10 protein-coding genes are annotated in these 17,311 nt (G+C 65.1%); 5 read left to right on the plus strand and 5 right to left on the minus strand.

The annotated features are described in order from the left end of the window. Position 1: 1 nt before the first annotated feature. Together LZC95_20880 and LZC95_20885 are read right to left on the minus strand one after the other, a co-directional pair. Positions 2-1,726: a serine/threonine protein kinase gene (locus LZC95_20880; GenBank protein WXA99264.1), complete on the minus strand. Its 1,725-nt coding sequence runs from the start codon at positions 1,724-1,726 to the stop codon at positions 2-4. A gap of 239 nt (positions 1,727-1,965) precedes the next feature. Further along, on the minus strand, positions 1,966-3,726 hold the full coding sequence (locus tag LZC95_20885) for a serine/threonine protein kinase (protein ID WXA99265.1): 1,761 nt from the start codon (positions 3,724-3,726) through the stop codon (positions 1,966-1,968). A gap of 368 nt (positions 3,727-4,094) precedes the next feature. Here LZC95_20885 and LZC95_20890 point away from each other — a divergent pair, with 368 nt between their 5' ends. Continuing rightward, positions 4,095-4,502, plus strand: a complete 408-nt coding sequence (locus tag LZC95_20890) for a DUF6184 family natural product biosynthesis lipoprotein (GenBank protein WXA99266.1) — start codon at positions 4,095-4,097, stop codon at positions 4,500-4,502. A gap of 3 nt (positions 4,503-4,505) precedes the next feature. Here LZC95_20890 and LZC95_20895 read toward each other — a convergent pair whose 3' ends face one another. The 3 genes from LZC95_20895 to LZC95_20905 form a co-directional block, all read right to left on the minus strand. Further along, entirely contained in the window at positions 4,506-6,101 is a 1,596-nt protein-coding gene (locus LZC95_20895; protein WXA99267.1) for a serine/threonine protein kinase, read from the minus strand. Then, positions 6,101-7,474, minus strand: a complete 1,374-nt coding sequence (locus LZC95_20900; protein WXA99268.1) for a sigma 54-interacting transcriptional regulator — start codon at positions 7,472-7,474, stop codon at positions 6,101-6,103. Before LZC95_20900 ends, LZC95_20895 begins: the two co-directional genes overlap by 1 nt. Before the next feature lie 164 nt (positions 7,475-7,638). Beyond that, the gene (locus tag LZC95_20905; GenBank protein WXA99269.1) at positions 7,639-9,516 is read right to left on the minus strand and encodes a protein kinase; all 1,878 of its coding nucleotides are present in this window, start codon (positions 9,514-9,516) and stop codon (positions 7,639-7,641) included. Positions 9,517-9,620: 104 nt separating this feature from the next. Here LZC95_20905 and LZC95_20910 point away from each other — a divergent pair, with 104 nt between their 5' ends. The 4 genes from LZC95_20910 to LZC95_20925 all read left to right on the plus strand — a co-directional run bounded on the left by LZC95_20910 (position 9,621) and on the right by LZC95_20925 (position 17,249). Beyond that, on the plus strand, positions 9,621-11,294 hold the full coding sequence (locus tag LZC95_20910) for a serine/threonine protein kinase (GenBank protein ID WXA99270.1): 1,674 nt from the start codon (positions 9,621-9,623) through the stop codon (positions 11,292-11,294). Positions 11,295-11,362: 68 nt separating this feature from the next. Next, complete coding sequence (locus LZC95_20915) at positions 11,363-12,367, plus strand: PEGA domain-containing protein (protein ID WXA99271.1); 1,005 nt, start codon at positions 11,363-11,365, stop codon at positions 12,365-12,367. Between the two features lie 13 nt (positions 12,368-12,380). Further along, a complete protein-coding gene (locus LZC95_20920) occupies positions 12,381-13,619 on the plus strand; it encodes an MFS transporter (protein ID WXA99272.1) in 1,239 nt (412 codons plus the stop codon). Positions 13,620-13,712: 93 nt separating this feature from the next. After that, positions 13,713-17,249: an AAA family ATPase gene (locus LZC95_20925; GenBank protein WXA99273.1), complete on the plus strand. Its 3,537-nt coding sequence runs from the start codon at positions 13,713-13,715 to the stop codon at positions 17,247-17,249. Positions 17,250-17,311 lie beyond the last annotated feature (62 nt).

Genomic DNA, 17,311 nt, shown 5'->3' on the forward strand with positions numbered 1-17,311 from the left:
TTCACTTTTTCCAGGGGTCGTCCTTGTCGAGCGCGTGCGTGGGGCCCGACGGTTCCACCACCCTCGGCGATGGAGGAGGAGGAGGTGACGGTGACGCGGGGGGCGGCGGCGGCGCTGGCGAGATCGGCGCGGCGACCGGCACCGGCGCCACGCGCGCTCTTGCTGCTTGCGGTCGCGCCTGTGCGGCGGGCGTGGGAGGCGCAGGAGCTGCGGCCCGGCGTTCTTTTTCCAAGGTCACCTCCACGTGGACGCTCGAGGCCCCGAACTTCACATCCGACGTTTTCGCGGAAAAACCCGGAGATTCCGCGCGAATCTTGTGCTCGCGACCGTCCTGCGGGAAGGTTCCTCGCGGCGGCCGCCCAAGCAAAAGGACGTCGTCGACGAACACCTGCGCATTGGTCGGAGATACATCGAAGGTGAGCTCCGTCATTGGCGCCGTCGCCAAAACGGGTGCGGCCGATGCGCTCGCCGCGACCTCCGGCGCCCCTGCCGAGGGAGCGCGCGCAATGAGCGCCGCTGCGACGATGCCCACAGCTATCGCCGCCCCCGCCCCTGCCAACCCCCAATTCGTCCGTGATGGGCGCGCCGGGACGCTGGGGGGCAACGGAATGGCGTCGACTTCGACCGTTCCCGTCGCCGTCGATGGCTCCAGGCGCGGCAGTTGGGCCACATGGGTGATCCCCGTCATGCTCGGGCTGGCGGAGAGGCGCGCCTCGATGGTCGCCTTCACCTCGCGCCGGCGTTCCGCGAAGGCCTTGCTCACCATGTCCGCGACCCCCGCCGAGGTAGCACCGCCGAGCGATGCAATCACGCGTTCCAGCTCCGCGTGCAGTGCGATGGCCGTCGGATACCGCGCGGCGGGATCGGCCGCCATCGCTTTTTGGCAGATGCGCACCAGCTCCGGAGGGATACCCCGCTGGGGCAATGGCGGTGGAATGTCGCGTCCTGCGAGGGCGTGAAGTGCTGCAACCTCGCTCGTTCCCGCCCAGAGACGCTTGCCCGTGACGACGCGCCACAAGATGGCGCCCACCGAAAAAATGTCGGCGCGCCGATCGAGCTGGCCCGACATGGCCTGCTCCGGCGACATGTACGCGAGCTTACCCTTGATGATGCCAACCTCGGTGCGGCTCTTCGAGTCGCTCGCTTTGGCGATGCCGAAGTCGAGCAGTTTGGTCGTGCCCTCGTAGGTCAGAAAGATGTTCTGCGGCGACACGTCCCGGTGAACGACGTTCAGCGGTGTACCGTCGAAGTCTTTGAGCTCGTGGGCGAAATGGAGTCCGACGCACGCGTCGGCGATGGCCCGGAGCACCAGATTCAGCGGGCGCTTGTCGGCGGGGATGCGGCGCAGCACGTCGTCGAGGCTGTGGCCCTCGAGGTACTCCATGGCCATGAAGTACCGAGAGCCATCGAACCCGACCTCGTTCGTTTGCGCGACATTGGGATGATTGATCCGGGCGGAGAGCCGCGCTTCCTCCAGAAACATGGCGCAAAAATCAGCTTCTTCGGCCAGCGAAGCACGCAGGAACTTCAGCACTTGCAACTTGTTGAAGTTTCCGGGCCCTTGAATGACCGCGAGCACGACATCGGACATTCCACCGTGTCCGAGTTCGAAGATGAGACGATAGCGTCCTGCGGTGCCCGGAGCGCTGGGGACGACGAGTGATGACCGCGCGGAGGACGGCCCCTGCGCCATCTCGATCGGAACTTCTGCGGAATGCCTGCTCACTCGATCGTTCAATCGGGGACGATACTAGCATGATCTGCATTGCCGATTATCGGGCAATTTAGCCGGGCAACTATGGTTCTCATCCGGGAAACAAAAGATCTCGAATATGAAATCAATGATTCTCGATGGGTGAATTCTTCCTCCAAAGTCGCATTTCGAATGCGCGACTCGTGTCATGGGGATGTCCCTGCGCCAACGCATTCATGATTGGGGTGCGCCGGGCGATGGCATTGCGGCCATCACTCGCTCCAAGGATCGCCGGTATCGATCGTGGCACGGGCCGAGGCGGGCCTGTGCACTGCGGGCTTCGACGGCGGTGACGCGGGCGGAATCGCGGGCGCGCTCTCTGCGGTGGCCGCGTTGGGCGGCGGGGCGGAGGCGACGCGTGCACGATTCATTGGCGCGTGCACCGGGGCGGGCGGAGGCGGCGTGGCGGCCGCTTGGTACCGCTCCTTCTCGAGAACCACCTCGACGTGAAGGTTTGCGCTGCCGAACGCCACCTCGAGGAACTTGGTCGCGAAACCGGCGGCCTGGACGCGCACCACGTGCGAGCGATCATCGCGTGGGAATGCACCGTGCGGCGGCCGTCCGATCAAGAAAATGTCATCGACGAAAACCTGCGCCTGGGGCGGCGACACGTCGAACGTGACCTCGCTCTGGAGCACGGCGGCCGCCGGCGGCGTCGTTTCGGTGGCCGCAGCAATGGGACGAGGCCCGTCCGGCGCCCCTCCCGGCGCACGGGTCACGACGACGGCTGCCGCCACGAGTCCCAGCGCCACGGCGACGCCCGCCCCCACGAGACCCCAATGGACCCGGCGTCGGAACGCTGGCAGCGGCGTCGACGACGACGGCGGCGCAACGTCCATCTCCGGTGGAGGTGCCGTCGACGGCAGCAACCGCGGAAGCTGGGCGGTCTCGATCGCCGGAATGCTCTGCGTCGAGGTGGAGAGGCGCGCGTCGATGGCGGCTCGCACCTCCTGCCGGCGCTCGGCGAAGGCCTTGCTGACCATGTCGCCGACATCGGCCGACGTGGCACCGCCGAGCGACGCAATCAGCGCTTCGAGATCGACCCGCAGCGCGGTGGCCGTGGGGTAGCGCTCCGCCGGATCGCAGGCCATCGCCTTCTTGCAAATGCGAATGAGCTCGGCCGGGGTTCCTCGCGAGGCTATCGGCGGTGGAATCTCGCGCGACGCGAGCGAATGCAGCGCCGCCACCTCCGTGGCGCCCGCCCAGAGGCGCCGCCCGCTGATGATGCGCCACAGAATCGCCCCCATCGAGTACACGTCCGCCCGCCGATCGAGCTGGCCAGTCGACATGGCTTGCTCCGGCGACATGTACGCGAGCTTTCCTTTGATGATGCCGACCTCGGTCCGACTGTGCGAGTCGCTCGCCTTGGCGATGCCGAAGTCGAGCAACTTCGTCGTGCCCTCGTAGGTCAGAAAGATGTTCTGCGGCGACACGTCGCGGTGAACCACCTTCAACGGTGTGCCGTCGAAGTCTTTGAGCTCGTGCGCGAAGTGCAGGCCCAGGCAGGCATCGGCGATGGCGCGAAGCACCACGGCGAGCGGTCGCTTTTCGGCTGGGACGCGGCGCAGCACGTCGTCCAAGCTCTGCCCCTCCAGGTACTCCATGGCCATGAAGTACCGAGAGCCGTCGAAACCGACCTCGTTCGTTTGCGCCACGTTGGGGTGATTGATGCGCGCCGAAAGCCGAGCCTCCTCCAGGAACATCGTGCAAAAGTCGGCTTCTTGGGCCAGGGACGAACGGAGGAACTTCAACACCTGCAGCTTGTTGAAGTTGCCCGGGCCCTGGATGACGGCGAGCACGACATCGGACATTCCGCCGCGTCCGAGCTCGAAGATGAGGCGGTACCGCCCAACGACGCCCCCTCCGGCGGCACGCGCCGGGGCTGCCGCGCTCGAAAGCATGGCGACCGGCCGAATTGGCGATTCAGGGTTTTGCGCAATCTCGATCGGGATATCCACCGACTGATTGTTCAAGTGATCATCCAAGCACGGTGAGCCTAGCACCGTCGACGTTGCTTTCAGGCGCCGGAGAGCCACATTTCGACCGAGAAGGCGCAGATCTCCAATGCGTAAACAGGAAATCTTCCAATCGAGAGAATAATCCGTTCCACATCGTATTTCAGCTCACCGGTAGGGCGTCCGTGCGATATCTCCGCGCCACCGAAGCCTAGCGACGCGCATGAGATGCAATGAGATGCCATGAGGCCGAGCGTGACAGAGCGCCCCAGCGGTGCGAAACAGCGCCATGTTCGCACGCGCCATTCACGCGCCCGCGCGCGAAGCTGCGGCGTCTCGTCGTGGTGCCCGGCATTGGGTCCACAAGATGCAGCGCGCACGTCATCATGATGCGCACAATCTTTGGATGCCTATTGGGATTGGCCGGGCTCGTTGGTGTGGCGTCGTGCTCCTCGCAACATCGCAACACCGCGGCCGTCGGAACGACGCAAACCACCAGCGGTACCATCGTTCCGAGCAAGGTCGCCGTCCAGTACGTCGCGGCGACGCGATGCAACCGCGAACACGTGTGCAATCAGATTGGGGCCGGCAAGCGTTACGACTCCGTCGAAACGTGCACGCGCGAATCTTGGCGTGACACCCACGCCGAATTGGGCGTCGAACGATGCCCCAACGGTGTCCACGAGTCCGCCCTCGACAAATGCCTCTACGACATTGGGACGGAAGTGTGCTCGACCTCCGTCGCCAACGTGCAACGCGTGGCTACGTGCCGCCGCGAGATGCTCTGCCCTTGACGTCTACCACCAGGTAATGTGGTACGTGCAGCTCGCATCGCCCCGTTTGCGGCACGAGCCCGACGCGTGTTCCACCAACGCATGGGGCTCGTAGCGGCGCGCGATGAAGAATTGCGCGCCGCGCTGCATGTCGCACGGCACCCAATTGTCGCATTCGAGGGCGATGAAATTCTCGCCGGGCTCGCCGTGGTATCGGATATGCCCGATTCCCTCGAGCATCCGCCCCGAGGTGGGATCGTACATCGGCTGCCCCCCCTTTCGGTGGGAAGCGTGAAAGCGGGCATCCGCCATGGCAAAGGCCGTGTGAATGTCTTCCCCGCCCGGATCGCCTTTTCGGGAACTCACGTGTCGATAGATGAGCTTCTGGAGCTCGAAGGTCTTCGTGGAGCCATCCACCGCCGCAATCTCATGGAGCGCGCGGGCGTAGGGCACCACGGGCCACCACGGGCCGGGATTGAGGACGAGCCCTTGCTCCGTGAATCGACCCAACCCGTGATCGGCATAGATTCGACGAGCCTTCTCCGTGAGCAAAGGCACGACGCGTCCGATATCGCGAACCTTGACCTCGACGTCGGCCAACTCCAGCCGATAGACGCTCGCAAGGCCAGGACGCACGGCCTCGTCGCCCGTTCCCTCGCCTGCCCCGCGCGTTTTTTGCTCCGTGGGGTGGGCTTCGGCTGCCCATGTTGCGACGAACTCGATGCGCGCGCGCCTTGCGACGTCGGTGACCGGTTGGCCAAGCACGTTCTCGAAGGCGGCGCGCATCGCGTCGCGCATGGCACGTGCGGAAGGCCATCGGTCGGCGGGATCGAACGCGAGCGCCTTGTCGATGAAGGCCACGACGGGAGCCGGTATGTTGGGCGCCGCCTCGGCGAGGGATCGCGCGGGCCGTGTGGCGGCGGCCGCGAGTTGTGCGCCTGCGCTGTCCGCCGGATGGACGAATTCTCCCGAAAGAAGCGCAAACATCGTGGCTCCGACCGCCCAACAATCGCTGGCGGGGCCGACGGCATCGCGATTTCCGATCGCTTGCTCGGGGGGCATGAACGCAGGCGTGCCGATCATCATGCCGGTGATGGTGGGGCTGCCTTGGCGGTCGATGCGGCGTGCAATGCCGAAGTCGAGAACGCGCACGTCGCCCGCCGCAGTCAAAAAGAGATTCTCCGGCTTGATGTCGCGATGGATGATGCCGCGGTCGTGCGCGCTCGTGAGAACGTCGAGCACGTCCGACATGAATACACCGACCTCGGCGATGGGAAGCCGCTTGTTCGCACGTTGCCAGCGTGCGTGCAGCGTCTCGCCTTCGAGCAGCGGCATGACCAGAAACGGAGAACCATCGTCGTCCACGTCGTGGGAGAGCACGGGAACGGCCCCGGGATGTCCAACTTGATTCGCGATCAAGGCCTCGCGCCCGAACAGTTGTTCGATGTTGGGATCGTCGCGAAAGTGCTCCAGCATGAACTTCACGGCGACGCGATGGCCGTCCCGATGGGTCGCCGCATAGACCGCCGCCATCCCGCCCACGCCGATCACGCGTTCGAGTCGATACTTCCCCACGATGCGCCCCACCCGCGCCAGCGCGCGCTGCCCCGCGGAGCTCATCAGAGCAGGTGCTTGCGCACCAGCCGGTGCATGTACGTGCGATCGAGCCCGGCCTGGCGTGCCGCCGCGGCGATGCTTCGCGAGTGCTGCGCCAGCACGCGCGAGAGGTATTCGCGTTCCCCCACCTCCAGCCATTGATCACGGAATTCGCGAAACGACTGCTGAAACGATATCGCTTTGAGCGATGCCGGATTGATCGCGGCCGTCGTATTCGAGCTGATCGGCGCTGCGGCACGCATCGTGGCGGACGGTGATGCCGTGCCCGTGCCGTGGTGCCCTGCCATCTGGAGAGCCTGCTGCGCGCCCACGGCACGAGCCCGCTCGATGAAATTGCGCAGCTCGCGCACGTTGCCGAGCCACGGCCGATCGAGCGTGGCCGCAAGGAGTTCCGCCGAGGGGGCACGCCCCAGGATGTGCTCGACCAGAAGCGGGATGTCCTCCGGCCGTTCGCGGAGGGGCGGAACGAGAATCGGCACCCCCGCCAATCGGAAATAGAGATCCTCGCGAAAGGCCCCCGCATTGACCATGGTTCGCAGATCGCGGTGGGTCGCGGCCACGATTCTCACGTCGACCCGACGATGTTCGCTCGATCCGACGGGACGCACCATGCGCGATTCGAGAACGCGCAAGAGCTTCGGCTGCATCGCGATGGGGAGCTCGCCGATCTCGTCGAGAAAGACGGTGCCACCATCGGCGGCCTCGAAGGCCCCTTCCCTCGTGGCCACCGCGCTGGTGAACGCGCCTTTCACGTGGCCGAAAAGCTCGCTCTCGAAAAGGGCATCTGGGATCGCCGCGCAATCCACGATGACGAACGGCCCCTCTTTTCGAGGCGAGGCATCGTGAATCGCCCGCGCAACGAGCTCTTTGCCCGTCCCCGTCTCACCTTGGATCATCACGGCGAGATCCGTGGCCGCGAACTTCGCGAGGCACGCGAAGAGCTGCCGCATCGCCACGCTGCCACCGACCAACGGCCCAAACCGATGCGCAGGCCAGAGCGGCGCGGCACCATCCGTCGTCATCTCGGAACCGAGTTTGAGCGTGGTTCCGCCCATGCGGATCGTCGACCCCGTTTCCAGGCGAGCTTCCCGCACCATCACGTTTTCGACGAACGTCCCGTTGCGGCTTCCGAGATCGCGCACCCACAGCCCGCGCTCGTCGAAATGAAACTCGGCATGGAGGCGTGAGACCGTGGGATCGGCAATCACAATCGCCGATTCCGCGGCCGACCCCACCAAGGTGCGGTCTTGAAGCTGTGCCGTATGCTCGCCCGAAGAATCGCGCCACGTCACGATGGACCGCTCTCGCGGCGGTGCTTGAAGGCTTGCGAGCGAGTGCACCAGCGTCTGGGGCGGAGGAGGAGGAATCGACGGCATCCTCGGACAGCTTAGTACATCCGTCGAGACAAGCGGTCGCGGAAGACCCTTCCCCTCGCGGCCAGCGGCTCCTCACGTGGCCATGGCGCGTACAGTACTGAACCCAGAGCCCGGGCTCGTATCGGCCGATGTGGTCCTCCCGTTCGGGGATCCCTACGTTGGAATTACTTCTTGTACGGAGACGTCACGTCAATTTCGAAGGGCTTCGGCTTTGCCGAGGGGGCCGGCTTCGTCGGAGGTGGCGCGGGAGCGCTCGGCGGCGGCGCCGGCGGTTCGGCGGTTTTCGGCGCCTCGGGCGGGGCAGATTTGGAAGGCGATGCCTTGCGCGGCGGAACCCACACGGGTTTCGTCTTCTCCGGAATCAAGTCCACGTGAAGGTCAATGGGGTCCGTGCCGGAAAACTCGACGAAATCCGTCTGGGAACGATACCCGGGGGCCTCGACGCGAAGCCGATGGGATTGGGCATCCGGCGTGACCGTCCCCACGTGAGGATTTTTCGGAAGACGCACGTCGTCCACGTAAAGGACGGCCGTGCGAGGGGTTGCCGAGATGCGCAAGCTCAAGGTCTTCGGGGCCGGAGCTTCCGGCGGGGCCGCATCGTCCGAGGTCAGTGGCACCGAGGAGACCGCGGTTGGGGCCGTGGCGGTCGGCGGCGACGTCCCCTTCGTCATGAACACGGCCGCCGCACCCACGCCGCCCACGAGCAAGACCCCGGCGACTGCGAGCGCCGTGCGCTTGGACCTGCCGCTCGGGGGCGTGACGTTCGCCTCCACCGCGGCCGCCGCCGTGGCCGCGGCCACGGGATCCATCGAGGCTGGTGCCGTCGGATCCGGCGCCACCGCCACGTAGCCTTCGTTGGTGGCCACCTGCGCGGCGGCCGCCGCCTCCTTGCGCAGCGCGCGGAGCTTTTCCTCGATCAACGTGTTGGCCTGCGCGCGCTCGGCGGTGAACATGTCCGAAACGACGAGGCCGATTTCCTCGCGGGTGGGACGCCCCATGTCGTCGATCAAATCATCGAGATCCGTTCGCAGCTCCTCCGCCGTGGAGTAACGCTGGTCGCGGTTGAACGCGAGCGCGCGCATGCAGATGGCCTCGAGCCTCGGATCGACGTTGGGCGCGACCGCGCTCGGCGGGGGAATGTGACCTTCGGCCAGGTGCCGGAAAATCTCCACGTCGGTCAGGCCTCGCCAGAGGCGCGTTCCGACGGCCGCCTCCCAAAGTGTCGCGCCCACGGCGAAGATGTCGCATCGTCGATCGATGCCGGAGTTCACGAATTGCTCGGGCGCCATATAGGCAACTTTGCCCTTGAAGATACCGGCGCGGGTCGAGTTGCTCGAGTCGGCGGCCTTCGCGATTCCGAAGTCCAGAACCTTCACCTGACCTTCGTAGGTCACGAAAATGTTACTTGGCGCGATATCACGGTGAATCATATTGAGCGGGTTGCCCGCAAAGTCCCGCGCCTCGTGCGCGTAGTGCAGGCCGGCGAGCACGTCGGAAATCACCTGGAGGTGCATCGCCAAGGTGAAACCGGAGGCCGCGGCGTGCGGCATGTGCAGAGACCGCGAAAACCCCTCACGCGTCGAGACCGGCCCGCCATAGGAAGGCCGCGTATCAGGCGGTCGGCCCGTGTACGAGGGCCGGCTACTCTCCGGCATCGGGCTGAAGGATGAGCCAATTGCGGCGGAAATGCGGGCGCTTCCGGCGACATCTCCGAGGCGCAACTTGCGCAAAATATAGAAAAGAGTCTGCCCTTCGAGGTATTCCATCACCAGGAAGTGGGCGTTTCCGTCGACCCCTACTTCCTTGGTCTGGACGATGTTCGGATGATTGAGGCGACCCGCGAGCCGTGCCTCGTTGAGAAACATCTCGATGAAGCTGTCATCCGCCGCCACGTCCTGGCGCAAGCGTTTCAGAACGTTGAGCTTACTGAACCCGCCCGGACCACGGGCAACCGCGAGAAAAACCTCCCCCATTCCACCTTGGCCGATTCTATAGATGCACTGATATTTTCCTATGGTGACGGGATGCGTCAGTTCGCTCATGCTCGCTTGGCCTCCGACGCTCGTGGGACGAAGTTTACGCTATCACGTCCGGCCGGCCCAGATCGTTGTGTGGCCCGCCTCGAGCGTATAGACTTGAGGACAAGATGATGCTTTCGCCTGTTGGAGCTCCGGGCAAATACGAGCTTCTGTTCGAATTGGGTAGAGGCGGCATGAGCCGAATCTACTTGGCTGTGATTCGGGGTCCTGCGGGCTTTAGCAAGCTCGTGGTCGTCAAGCGGATGCACGAGGAGCTGGCGAACGATCCCGAGTTTCGCACGATGTTCCACGAGGAAGCGCGGCTCTCTGCGCTGCTCAATCACCCCAACATCGTGCAAGTGAACGAAGTCCGACAGGATGGCGTCCATTTCGACATCGAGATGGAATACCTCGAGGGCCACTCGCTGGATGCCCTCATGCGGCGCGCTGCATCGCAGGGCGCCGTGGTTCCCCAGGCTCTGCATTTGCGCATCCTGAGCGATGCGCTGACCGGTTTGCACTACGCCCACGAACTTCGCGATTTCGAGGGCCAACCGATGCACTTGGTCCACCGTGACGTTTCGCCGCACAACATTTTCGTCACCTACGACGGCCATGTGAAGCTTCTCGACTTCGGCATCGCCAAGGCGGCCGATTCCGCGCAGCAGACGCGCACTGGTGTGTTGAAGGGTAAGTGCGCCTACATGGCGCCGGAGCAACTGCTCACGCTGCCCATCGACCGCCGCATCGACGTCTACGCGATGGGCGTGATCCTCTGGCAGGTCGCCACGGAGCGAAAGCTCTGGAAGGGCATGTCCGACATCGAGATCTTCCAGCGGGTGGCCGGGGGCGAGATCCCCAGGCCCTCCAGTATCAAGCCGGACGTGCCGCGCGATCTCGAGGCGATCGTGCTGAAGGCTTTGGCGCGCGATGCCGACGAGCGCTATGCGTCGGCCGAAGAGTTGCGCTTTGCCATCAACGACTACCTCAACGCGCACTCGGGGCGGATCGACGAGCGCGATGTTTCGCAATACGTCGTGAGCAAATTCGAGAAAGAGCGGCGCGAGATTCGCTCCGCCGTCGAATCGCAGATGCGCAAGGAGACGCGCCCCTCGCAGCCGGTCGTTCCGGCGGTTCCGCGCATGCCCATCATGACCACCACGGGCACGATGGAGCTGCTTTCGCGGGATTCGGACCCACCGAAGAGAAAAGCTGGATCACGTGCCGTGTACGTCCTCGCCTTCTTCGGTGCCGCCGCGGTGGCGGGGGGTGGCGGCTATTACTACATCCATCGGCTCGCCCCGCAGGAGACGGCGGCCCCCGTGGCGTCGGCGGTGCCCGTGCCCGCGGTCTCGTCCCACGAGCCGGAGCACGAGGCCAAAGAGCCCCATTCCGCGGCCGCCGTGGAATACATCGAGCTCACGATTTCCGGGACACCCTCCGACGCCCGCTTTTCCGTGGACGATGTGCGGTTGTCGTCGAACCCCGTGCGGCAACAATTCGTTCGGGACGGAAAGGTGCATCGGATCGCGGGGTCTGCGCCGGGTTATGCCACCGCGGAGCAGTACGTGAAGTTCGCTGCGCCGACGGGCAGTGTGCAATTGGCGCTCACCAAATCGCCGACCACGGCTCCCTATCGGCCGTCCAGGGGTTCTTCCAAGACGGCGGTGGAATCGAACAACGACAACACACCGGCGCCGCCTCCTCCCGTGGTGAATCCACCGACCGCACCGGCACCACCCGCCAGTTCTCCACCCAAAAAGACGGGCATCGGTATCGATCAGGACAATCCGTATAAGTAGTCTTTTGCTCGTAAATGAGCGAAGATGACCGGCGTCTCTTACTTTGGATACGAGCAGAGAGGGCTGTCATGAATACAAAGATGCTCGGGCGGGGTTTGATCACCATCACTGCAATTGCCGCTCTCTCCGTTGCACCGGTGAAAGTCGCCTTTGCGCAAGATGCGACCGCTGCGTCCCAGGAGGAGGCCACACCGGCGAACAAGCTCGAGTCCGCGCGGCTGCATTACGAGCGCGGGGTCGAGCTGTTCAACGAAGAAGCCTACGAGGCCGCGCTGGTCGAGTTTCAACGCGCCTATACGCTCTCCCCCTCGTACAAAGTGCTCTACAACATGGGCAAATTGCACAAGGCCCTCAAAGACTTCGCCGCCGCCCAGCGCGATTTCACGCGCTACCTCGAGGAGGGTAAGTCGGAAATCGCGGCCAGCCGGCGGGCGGAGGTGCAGAAAGAACTCACGTTGCTCGAGGCGCGCGTGGCGCGGGTCGAAGTATCGAGCCCCACGAAGGGCGCCGATGTTTCCGTCGACGACGTGGTCGTGGGCAAGACGCCCCTCACCTACTCCATCGTGGTCAACCCCGGCCGCCGCAAGATCACCGTCTCCAAAGAGGGATACGCGCCCGCGAGCAAGGTCGTGGAGGTCGTCGGCTCCGATTCGATGGCCGTCGAACTTCGGCCTGTCAACTTGAGCGTCTCCGCGCCGGATCAGGGACCCGAAAAGGACTACGCCCCGCGCAACCGCGCGATTGTCAGCTGGGCGGCCACGGGAGCCCTTGCCGCGGGTGCAGGCGTGTTCGCCTACCTCGCCTCGCAGAAGTCGAGCGATCTGGACGATCTCAAAGGCCAGACCCAGCAAAATCGCAATGCCATCGACGATGCGCATAGTGCCATGCGGCGCGATGCCGTGATTGCCGACATCCTCGGCGGCGCAGCCATCGTGGGCGCGGGATTGTCGATCTACTTCACGGTGAAAGCCGTCCAAGCCGACTCCGAGCCCGAGAGCTCCAAGACGCCGGCCGCAGGCACCGTTCGACTGAAGACGGGGCTCGGGTCCGTACACCTCGTGGGCACGTTCTAAGCTGCGAGCTGCCATGGCTCGGCCGTGGAGAACCGTCGCGCTGTTGGCGACCCTCAACGTCGTCTGCTTCGTCGATCGACAGGTCATCTTCGTTCTTTTCGAGCCGTTGAAGCGGGATCTCGGACTGAACGACGCGTCGCTTGGCCTTCTGGGCGGACTCGGATTCTCGCTGGTCTTTGCGGTGGCCGCCCTTCCCTTGGGGCGTCTCGCGGACGTCTGGAACCGGAAGCTTTTGATCACGCTCGGCCTGGTGGCCTGGAGTGGAATGACGGCGGTTTCGGGCCTGGCGCAGAGCTTTCGACAGCTTTTCGTGATGCGCATGGGGGTCGGTATCGGCGAGGCTTCCCTCGGTCCTGCGGCGCTGTCCATCATCAGCGATCTCTTCCCCCCGAACCGGCGTGGAATGGCGCAGTCGATTTTCGCCGCCGGTATGCCCATCGGAGCGGGGCTGGGGCTGTTCATCGGCGCATTCGTCGCGGCCCGCTTTGGCTGGCGCGCGGCGCTCGTGACGCTGGGGGTGCTCGGGCTCGTGCTCGCGTTGCTCGTGTTGCGCTTGCGCGAACCACCGAAGGCGGCGGATGCTGCGCTCCCCACCGTCGCTGCATCCGGATCGGGAGCCGCTTTGCGGAGGGTTTTTGGCATTCGACCCCTGCGCTATCTCGTTTTGGGGATGGCGTTTCATGCGCTCGGTAGCAGCGGTTTCGCCGCGTGGTTCCCGAGCCTCCTTCTGCGCTACTACGGATTGAACCTGCGCATGGCCGGCCTGCTTACCGGCATCACCTTCGCTACGGCCGGGCTCATTGGAGCGCCATTGGGTGGGTACCTCTCCGATCGGCTTGCCAGCAAGCGCGCCGACGGCCGCATGTTGCTCCTCACGCTGGCACTGCTCCTCTGTGCGCCACTAGCGCTCTCCACGATCTTCCTGCCGTCGACCGCCCTTACGATGGCCTGCTACTGGATTCTCGTTTTGATCAGCGCGATGTCGTATGGCCCCGCGACGACGGCCGTGCATGACTGCGTGCCGCCGAACGACCGCGGAACGGCCATGGCCATCCACATGGCTTGGCTCAATGTCTTCGGCTACGCCTTGGGGCCACTGGCGATCGGGATCCTGAGCGATCGACTTCATGGACTGCGCGGTGCGATGTGCCTATCGCCAGCAGCCGTTCTTGTCGGTGCTGCACTCCTGCATCTCGGCTCACGATCCATCGTTCCTGCCGGCGTATCCGCCGCGCAAAGCCCGACGTACTAGTCGGCGTAGCGCGATGATGCACGATCCCCTGCCCGGCTCATCGCGATCGACGGTTGCGAAACGAGGAAAACTTCGTCACGCTGGCGTGCTTGGATGGGACTTCACGCGCTCTTTGGCCGCGCCCGCGAACTGACCGACCTGCAGACGGCACTCCGTCGTGCACTCGCCGGGCAGGGCAGTGTTTTCCTTCTTTCGGGTGAAGCCGGCATCGGCAAAACGCGGCTGGCCGAAGAGAGCGCTCGCCTGGCACGCGATGGTGGTGCCAGCGTCATCTGGGGGCGCGCCTGGGAGGTCGAAGGCGCTCCGCCGTGTTGGCCATGGGTGCAAGTGCTGCAGGCGTGCCTCGAAATGGCCGAAGGGGCAGCCTTCGCGACGAACCACGCCCGCGGCACCGATCTCGCACCGCTTTTGGGCGCGGCTGGGGCGGGTGCGGTGGATGCACACGAGCCCTCGCTGGACCCGCTGCGCGTGGGGTCAGCCATCGTCGCATTGCTCGATCGGCTGGGTCGCGATCGGCCGTTGCTTCTCGTGTTCGACGATTTGCACGCCGCCGACGTCGCCTCCCTTGAGCTGCTCTTGGCGGTCGCTCGGGAGCTGCGACGGCTTCCCGTATTGCTTGTTGGCACGTACCGTGAGCTCGAAGCGCGGCGCATCCCCAAAGTATCCGCGCTCCTGAACCATATCGCGCGCGAGGGGACCCTTCGCCCCTTGGGACGCCTCGACCCTGCCAGCGTCACGCAAATTCTGACCGAGGTGCTCGGTGACGAGCCGGCCTCCGATCTCGCCGCAGCGGTGTTTGCTGCGACCGAGGGCAACCCGCTTTTCGTCGATGCCTTGGGCCAACTTCTCGCATCGCGCGGACGAGTTTCACTGCAAGACGGCTTTATTTTGCCCGACAGCATCCGCGAGACCGTCCACGAGATGCTGCGGCGTCTCTCGGACGAGAGCCGGCGCATCCTCGATGCGGCCGCGGTGCTGGGCCGCGAGTTCTCCGTGGTCACGTTGCAGCTCGTGTGCGGGCAGCCGGCCGAGGACGTACTCACGGCCGTGAGCGAAGGGCTCGCGGCCGGTGTGCTGGGGGGTGAGACGAAACCGGTCCGCCCCGTGCGGTTTGCGCACGTGCTCATCCGCGAAACGCTGTACCAGGACCTCTCGCCCACGGAGCGTATGGGGTTGCACGCCAGCGCCGCGCAAGCCCTGGAGAGAATGCATGGGGCCGATCTCGATGCGCACCTCGCCGAGCTCGCGCATCACAAATTCGAAGGCGCGCCACTTGGCTCGTGGCTCGATGCGGCGGATTTTGCGATCAAGGCGGGACACCATGCGATGAACCTCTGCGCCTTCGACGACGCGGCCCGGCACTTCGAGCGTGCGTTGACGGCACTGGAGCACGGCCAAAGTCGCGACGATGCGCAGCGCGCGGATCTGCTCTGGCGGCTCGGTATCGCGCGCATTCGCGTGGGCCAGGCGCAGGTGGGAAGGGAGCTTTGCGAGCGCGCCGCGGTCCTTGCCGAGCAGGCGATGCAGCCTCGCATCTACGCGAGAGCCGCCTTGGCCTACGGCTTCGAGAGCCAGCGGGGTCGCGTCGATCCTCGCATGGTCGAGTTGCTCGAAACGGCGCTGCAGCTCAATCCCGAGAAGGACGCGCTCCACGCGCAGATCATGGCGCGGCTCGCGACGGCGATGACCCCAACCTTGCATCGCGAGAGGCCGTTGAGACTCGCCCGCGAGGCAATGTCCGTGGCTCGCTTACTGGGAGATAGGCGCGCGTTGCTCACGGTGCTCGCCACGGCGCGCGGTACGTTCGGTGCGCCTGACGAGCTGACCGAGCTCGTGCCCATCGATCGAGAAATCGCAACTCTCGCAGCTGAGTTCGGGGATAAGCCTCTGGAGTTTCACGCGCACCACCGATTGGCCTTCGCCGCGATGTACCTAGGCGATCGGGATACAGGGGAACTCGAGATTGCAATACAACAGCGGCTTGCCAACGAGACTCGCGTCCCGCAGCACCAACTGCAAGCCGCCGGCATCCGCCTTCTCTGGGCAATCGCCTGCGACAATGCGCCCGACATCGTGACGGCCGAGGCCGATCTGCGCGAGCTTGGCGAACGTCTTGGGGATCCGTTGGCGCTTGCCTTGATCGAAGCCAATCGGTTCGTTTGCGCCGAGCGTCAAGCCGACGCGGCCGGCGAGGCCGCGGCCATGAGAGGGCTGCAGGCCTTGGAAGCAGCGCACCCATCGTTTGCCTCGTGGAGTCTGCTGGGAGTGCCCGTGATGGGGTGGTGGCGCATGTTCCGCGATAAGGCGTCGATGGACGACCCGCGTTTGCGCGAGGAGCACCGCATCTGGCTCGAGCAACTGACCCCCGAGCGCACCAAGGTGATGCTCGGCCCTTTCACCGCTTTTATGGCTCCTAGGTTCATCCGTCTTCGCGATCGAGATGGGATGGGGGCGCTTTACCGGACGCTGCTTCCCTTCGAGCTGTGGATGACGGGAGCTCCCGGGCTGTGGGCGGTCCTCGGACCGGTCTCCCACGTGTTGGGCGCTCTGGCGGCCGCCCTCGATCGAACCGACCGCGCCGGCGCTCATTTCGAGCAAGCCATCAGCTTCTGCAAACGCGCGCGCTTCCCCGCATTCGAGGCGCATGCGCGCGCGGCGCTTGCGGCGCTCTCGTCCTCACGTCCTCGCTTTCAGGAGAGCGCGTTGGCACGCGTCGGGACGTTCGTGCACGGCTATCGCATCGAGCGCATCCTCGGCACCGGCGGAATGGGCACGGTCTACGCCGCATCGCACCACGATGGCCGTCGGGTGGCCATCAAGTTTCTGCACGAGCGGCTTCGTGACGATGAAAGCGCACTCCATCTTTTTCACCGCGAGGCTACCCTCGCCAATGACGTGGGCCATCCCGGCGCGGTGCCCGTGCTCGCGCATGACACCGACGAGGGCGGTCATCCTTTCTTGATCATGCCGCTGCTCGAGGGCGAGACAGTCCGGGCCCGTTGGGAGCGCGCGAACAAGCGCCTGCCCGCAGGCGAAGTGGCTGTCATCATGAGCGCCGCGCTGGAGGTACTGGCCCATGCCCATACCGCCGGCATCGTTCATCGCGACATCAAGCCCGAAAATCTGTTCATCACATCGAGCGGCGAAATCCGCGTGCTCGACTTTGGAATCGCTCGCCGCCTCGATGGGGATGGGAGCATCACCATGACCGGCCAGGTGATTGGCTCGCCCGCCTTCATGCCCCCCGAGCAGGCGCTCGGCCGGCGCGAGGCGATTGGCCCGCACAGCGATTGCTGGGCCGCAGGTGCCACGATCTTTACGTTGCTCTCGGGGGAGTTCGTTCATCCCGCCGACAACGCTCAGGCCCAACTCGCCGCGGCCGCAACCCGTCCTGCGCGCTCGCTCGGGCCAGTGATGCCGTACTTGCCGGTCGCCATCGTGGCCTTCGTCGACAAGGCCGTCGCGTTCGACGCGACCGAGCGCTGGCCATCGGCCCGTGAAATGCGTGCGGCTCTCCACGCAGCCTTCGGGGACGCGTTGGGATGCCCCGTCGATGCGCTTGCCGAGCGCTTTCGCACGGAGCCCACCGTGGAATGGTCGAACTTGACGACGATGCGCGGCCCTTCGTAGCTTTTGCGCGGGCTCGGAGCGGGACGGTTGCGAAAAGACGAAAATTTCGCCACCCTCTCGTG

This window comes from Sorangiineae bacterium MSr12523, from assembly GCA_037157775.1.
GTDB lineage: Bacteria > Myxococcota_A > Polyangia > Polyangiales > Polyangiaceae > Pendulispora > Pendulispora brunnea.